General features: G+C 61.8%; 1 protein-coding gene. It reads left to right on the forward strand.

Features of this window, described 5'->3' with window-relative positions; translation table 11 throughout:
- Positions 1–141: 141 nt before the first annotated feature.
- Entirely contained in the window at positions 142–1,365 is a 1,224-nt protein-coding gene (locus tag EIZ45_RS45785; protein WP_370318257.1) for an IS256 family transposase, read from the forward strand.
- The last annotated feature ends 49 nt before the right edge of the window (positions 1,366–1,414 follow it).

Here is a 1,414-nt window from a genome sequence, read left to right on the forward strand (position 1 = left end):
GGCCGTGTCATGGCAACCGTGTAAGCCGCGGATGGACCAAGATCGGGTCGCTGACGGCGACCCAGGAAGGCTCCATCTGTGACTGAGAACACATCGACCGGTCGGACTGCGGGTCCCGAGGCCGGCGAGGCGCTCGCTCGCGTGTTACCGCCGGAAACGCTTGACGCGTTGGTAAAAGAAGCGTACGAGAATGGTGGCGCGCTGGGTGCGCAAGAATTGCTGAACGAGATGACCAAGGCGGTGCTCGAACGGGCGTTGGACGCCGAAATGACCCATCATCTCGGGTACGAGAAAGGAGACCCCGCCGGGAACGGGTCCGGGAATTCCCGGAACGGCAGGTCCCCGAAAACCGTGTCGACCTCGAACGGCCCGGTCGAACTGGCGGTGCCGCGCGACCGGAACGGTTCCTTCGAACCGGCGATCGTGCCGAAACGCGCACGCAGGCTGGGCAATATCGACGAGGCGATCCTGTCGCTGTATTCGCGCGGCATGACCACCCGGGACATCGAATCCCATTTGCGTGAAGCATATGGCGTGAACGTGTCGCGGGAATTGATCTCCAACGTGACCGACGTGGTGACCGACGAGATCGCGCTGTGGCAATCGCGTCCCTTGGACGAGATGTACCCGATCCTCTACGTCGACGGCCTGCGGCTGCGGGTCAAGGACAAAGGCGTGGTCACCTCCAAAGTCGCCTACTTGGCCGTCGGCGTGGACATGGAAGGCCGCAAACACGCCCTCGGACTCTGGATCGCCGACACCGAAGCGGCGAAGTTCTGGGCCAAGGTCGTCACCGACCTGCGCAACCGCGGCGTGAAAGACATCCTGATCGCCTGCTGCGACGGCCTGACCGGACTGCCCGATGCGATCCGCGGCGCGTTCCCCGACACCGTGGTCCAAACCTGCGTCGTGCACGTGATCCGCAACGCCATGCGGTTCGTCGCCTACGGCGACCGCAAGAAAGTCGCCGCGGCCATGCGTGAAATTTATACCGCGCCGACACTCGAGTCAGCCGAAATTGCACTCAACCAGTTCGACAAAGACTTCGGTGCGCAATACCCGGCCGCGATCCAAGTCTGGCGACACGCCTGGAACGACTTCACTCCGTTTCTCGACTACCCGCCCGAACTCCGCAGAATCGTCTACACCACAAACCTCATCGAGAACATCAACTTCCAGCTCCGGAAAATCACCAAGAACCGCGGACATTTCGACAGCGACACCGCCGCGACAAAACTGCTCTACCTCGGACTCCGCAACATCACCAGCAACCGAGGCGGGCCATCGGGAACCGGAACCCGGGGCTGGAAACAAGCGTTAAATACCCTCGCCGCGCTCTTCCCAGACCGCCTCCCGCTCGACTAGAATCAGAGAAGAAATCATCCGTGGCTTACACGGAAATCATGACAGAGCC

Origin of the sequence: Amycolatopsis sp. CFH S0740 (assembly GCF_004522315.1) — a bacterium.
GTDB lineage: Bacteria > Actinomycetota > Actinomycetes > Mycobacteriales > Pseudonocardiaceae > Amycolatopsis > Amycolatopsis nivea.